We start from the raw sequence: 3,658 nt of genomic DNA, 5'->3' as shown, positions 1-3,658 counted from the left end.
GGCTACGCCTCCCACCGCCAGGTTCTGGATGTGCGGCGTCTTCCCTCCCAGGATGGAGACGATCATGTTGGCACGCCGCTGCAGTTCGAGCGCCTGCAGGTAGTGGGTGGTCGCGATCAGGTTCACCTCGGGGGAGAGCTTCATGGCGGGGTGCCCCCAGTAGCCGTTGGCGAAAATGCCGAGCTGCCCCGAGTTCACCAGCCCCTTCACCTTGTCCTGCGCGTCGCTGAACACCTTCTTGCCGTTCATCGGCCAGTCGGAGAGTCCTTGGGCGACCGAGGCGGTCTTAACCGGGTCCGCTTTCAGCGCGGAGGTGATGTCCACCCAGTCGAGTGCCGAGAGATTGTAGAAGTGCACGATGTGGTCCTGGATGGCGTGCGCCGAGATCATCAGGTTCCTGATGTACTGGGCGTTCAAGGGTATCTCCATCTTGAGTGCGCTCTCCACCGCCCGCACCGAGGCGATTGCGTGCACGGTGGTGCAGACCCCGCAGATCCGCTGGGTGTAGATCCAGGCCTCCCTGGGGTCCTTCCCCTTCAGGATGGTCTCGATGCCGCGCCACATCTGGCCGGAGGACCAGGCCTTGGTCACCCGGCCGTCGTCTATCTCGCAGTCGATCCGCAGATGTCCTTCAATCCTGGTCACCGGGTCGATGGTAATTCGCTTGGACATGATGCTCCTCCTTACGCCGTCAGGCGGTTCAGTGGTGTGTGGGGAACAGGTTCAGGTACTTGGCGCACAGCTTGAAGCCGAGGATGGCGAAGGCGATCATCCCGATGGTCAACAGGAACTCCATGGTGGAGGGGAAGTAGTCCCCGCCGGAGCGGGTGGCGTACTCGGCGACCCCGAAGACGCCGACGTTCAACCGGTTCAAGAGCACCCCCAGGATGACCATGATGTCGGCGGCGAAGACCCGCTGGGGATCCTTCCTCACCGATTTGCAGGCCAGCAGGCCGACCGGCAGCACCACCCCCACCGCCATCTCGATGAGCCAGAGGTTCCCCAGGAAGCTGCCGTTGAAGACCGCTCCGAAGCCGGGGCCGGTGGCGATGTGGACGGTTTTCATGATGAAGTAGAGAACCCCGGTGATCACGATGCCGCGCGACAGCCCATCGATCACCTCCATCGGCACCTGGTGGTTGAAGACCTTGCCGGTGAGGATGGTCTCGAAACTGACCATGGAGATCCCCATCATGATGGCGGAAACCAGGAACATGTAGGGGATGTAGTGGCCGTACCAGATGGGGGAGAGCTTGCCCGGGGCGATCAGGTAGACCGCGCCCAGCGAGGACTGGTGCAGAAGCGATAACAGCACGCCGAACAGCACGATCCCCACCATGCAGCGGTTCACCTTGTCGAGCGCCCCCTTCCAGCCGAGCTTCTCGAACAGCATCGGGCTCGACTCGGTGCCCAGCGTGGAGGTGTAGAGCACCACGTGGATGGCGACGATGAACATGATGGAGTTCACCTGCCACATCACCAGCGGGTGCCAGATGACGAAGGAGCGGCCGATGTCCAGGCAGATGGACATGGCGGCCAGGAGATAGCCGAAAAAGGCGTTCAGGATGGAGGCGCGGGCGATGCATTTGTACTTCTTCCAGTTGAGGATGTAGACGGCCGCGGCGATCAGGAAGCCGCCGGCGGCCATGGCGACCCCGCCCAGGACGTCGAAGGAGATCCAGAGCCCCCAGGGCCAGAGGTCGTTCAGGTTGCTGGCGGCGCCGATGCCGAACCAGAGCCGGTAGCAGGCCACCACCGCCGCGATGCCGACCAGACCCGCCAGCAGCACCGTGAAGGGGGTGATCAGCCTGATCCCCAGGTATTCACTGTGGGAGTCGTCCAGAAGCTTGTTGACCAGCCCGCCGGCGCGGGGGCCAAGATACTTGGTGGTGTCGATCATGGCTTCTCCTCCCTGTCATTGCGGTGGGTCACCTTGTAGATGGCGGTCCCTCCCAAGAAGACACCGAGGAACACCCACGGTATCTTGGCAATGTAGGCCCAGGTGAGCGAAGGAAGGTCGAAGCGGGCGATGTTCTTCCTGAAGCCGAGCAGGTCGAAGGAGATCCCGGAAAGGAGCATGTTCTGGGTGCCGCCGGCCTCTTCCAGGCCGTAGAGCTGTTTTACGTAGCGGGAGGCGGGGCGGAGGGTCTTCTCCTTGGAGTCGACCCGGTTCAAGGGGTAGAGGTAGGGCTCGCCAGGTTTAAGCGCGAGACGCCTTTTCCCTTCCGCCCGCAGGTCGGTCACCTTGCCGAAGATGGTGGCGCCGGTCGGGCAGATCTCGGCGCAGGCCGAGTATTTCCCCTCCTTGATCCGGTGCTCGCAGAGCTGGCACTTCCTCACCTCCGGCCAGGCGGCGTCCCACTCGTAGCGCGGGACCCCGAACGGGCAGGCGAGCTGGCAGTAGCGGCAGCCGATGCAGCGGTCGGCGAGGTAGATCACCGCACCGGTGTCGGCGTCCTTTCTGAAGGCGCCGGCCGGGCAGACCGAGGCGCAGGCGGGGGAGATGCAGTGCAGGCACTGCTGCTTGAAGAAGGCGTAGCCGTCCTTCTCGCGATCCTTCACCTGGGCGGTACCGTTCTTGTAGACCTTGACGATGTTGAGGGTCTTACCGGTAAGCTCGCGCGGCGCATCCCACATGTTGTCGCCCGGCACCGAACTCTCGAAGGGAGGCGTGCTCCGTCCCTTCTTGTAGAGGGCGCCGCCCGGCACGCTATTTTCCTTCTTGCAACTCACCATGCAGGTCTTGCAGCCGACACAGAGCGTCGCATCGTAGAGGATGCCGACCGCGTGTGGGGGGAGTTCCCTGGACATGGTGGCCCCGGCGTCCGGCAGGCGGGAAGCGATAAGCAGGGCTCCGCCGCCGGCAGCCCCTTTCAGGAACCGTCGTCTGGAGATGGCCATGGCTACACCTCCTTGTCGTGCGAGTCGCGGTCGTTTTTGCCGCCGTCCTTGTCCTTGAATTTATCCTTGCCGAGTCCGGTCAAGAGGGCGACGCCGGCGGCTCCCACCACCAGGCCGGCCGACCCGGTGGCCAGCGAGCTGATGCCCGGGGAGATCCCTTCCTTGTTGGGGAAGGCCTCGGAGAAGAAGACCGGCGGGGTGAGGTCCTTCAACTGGGCCATCTGGTGCAGCGGTTCGTTGAAGCCGACACCCTTTTCGGTGCAGCCGAAGCAGGGGTGGCCGATGCCGACCGGCCAGGTGCCTGCACCGGTCTCGCCGAACAGGACGCTGGGGCAATTGGCGTAAGTCTCCGGCCCTTTGCAGCCGAGCTTGTAGAGGCAGCCGCCGCTGCGGTGGATCTCGTCGCCGAACTGCTGTGCGAAACGGCCGGCATCGAAGTGCGGCCTGCGCTCGCAGTTCTCGTGGATGAGCCGGCTGTAGGCGAATTTCGGCCGTCCCTGCCCGTCGAGCTCCGGGAGCTTGTTGAAGGTGAGGTAGAAGAGGACGGTGGAGAGGAGGTTGTACGGGTTTGGTGGGCAGCCCGGGATGGTGATCACCTTGCGCTCGCCCAGGATCTCCGGGATCCCCTTGGCGCCGGTCGGGTTGGAGCCGGCGGCAGCGATCCCGCCCCAGGAGGCGCAGGAGCCCATGGCTATGATGGCCCCGGCCTCGGGTGCGGTCTCCTTGAGTATCTCGAGGGCGGTCTTGCCGGCGATCT

4 protein-coding genes are annotated in these 3,658 nt (G+C 64.1%); all 4 read right to left on the bottom strand.

Features of this window, described 5'->3' with window-relative positions; all coding sequences use genetic code 11:
* Nucleotides 1-672: nickel-dependent hydrogenase large subunit (locus VJ604_RS09215; protein ID WP_324081820.1), on the bottom strand; the 672-nt coding region annotated here is incomplete at its 3' end.
* A 28-nt stretch (nucleotides 673-700) separates the two neighbouring features.
* Complete coding sequence (nrfD, locus tag VJ604_RS09210) at nucleotides 701-1,900, bottom strand: NrfD/PsrC family molybdoenzyme membrane anchor subunit (protein ID WP_324081818.1); 1,200 nt, start codon at nucleotides 1,898-1,900, stop codon at nucleotides 701-703.
* Nucleotides 1,897-2,901 carry a hydrogenase 2 operon protein HybA gene (gene hybA / locus VJ604_RS09205; protein WP_324081815.1) on the bottom strand — a complete coding sequence of 335 codons (1,005 nt, stop codon included), beginning with the start codon at nucleotides 2,899-2,901 and terminating at the stop codon, nucleotides 1,897-1,899. The genes nrfD and hybA overlap by 4 nt, the downstream gene beginning before the upstream one ends.
* Before the next feature lie 2 nt (nucleotides 2,902-2,903).
* The coding region (locus tag VJ604_RS09200; RefSeq protein WP_324081813.1) for a hydrogenase small subunit at nucleotides 2,904-3,658 on the bottom strand (755 nt) is incomplete at its 5' end.

This window comes from Geomonas sp., assembly GCF_035254065.1.
Lineage (GTDB): Bacteria > Desulfobacterota > Desulfuromonadia > Geobacterales > Geobacteraceae > Geomonas.
This window is presented reverse-complemented; position numbering and strand designations above follow the sequence as displayed.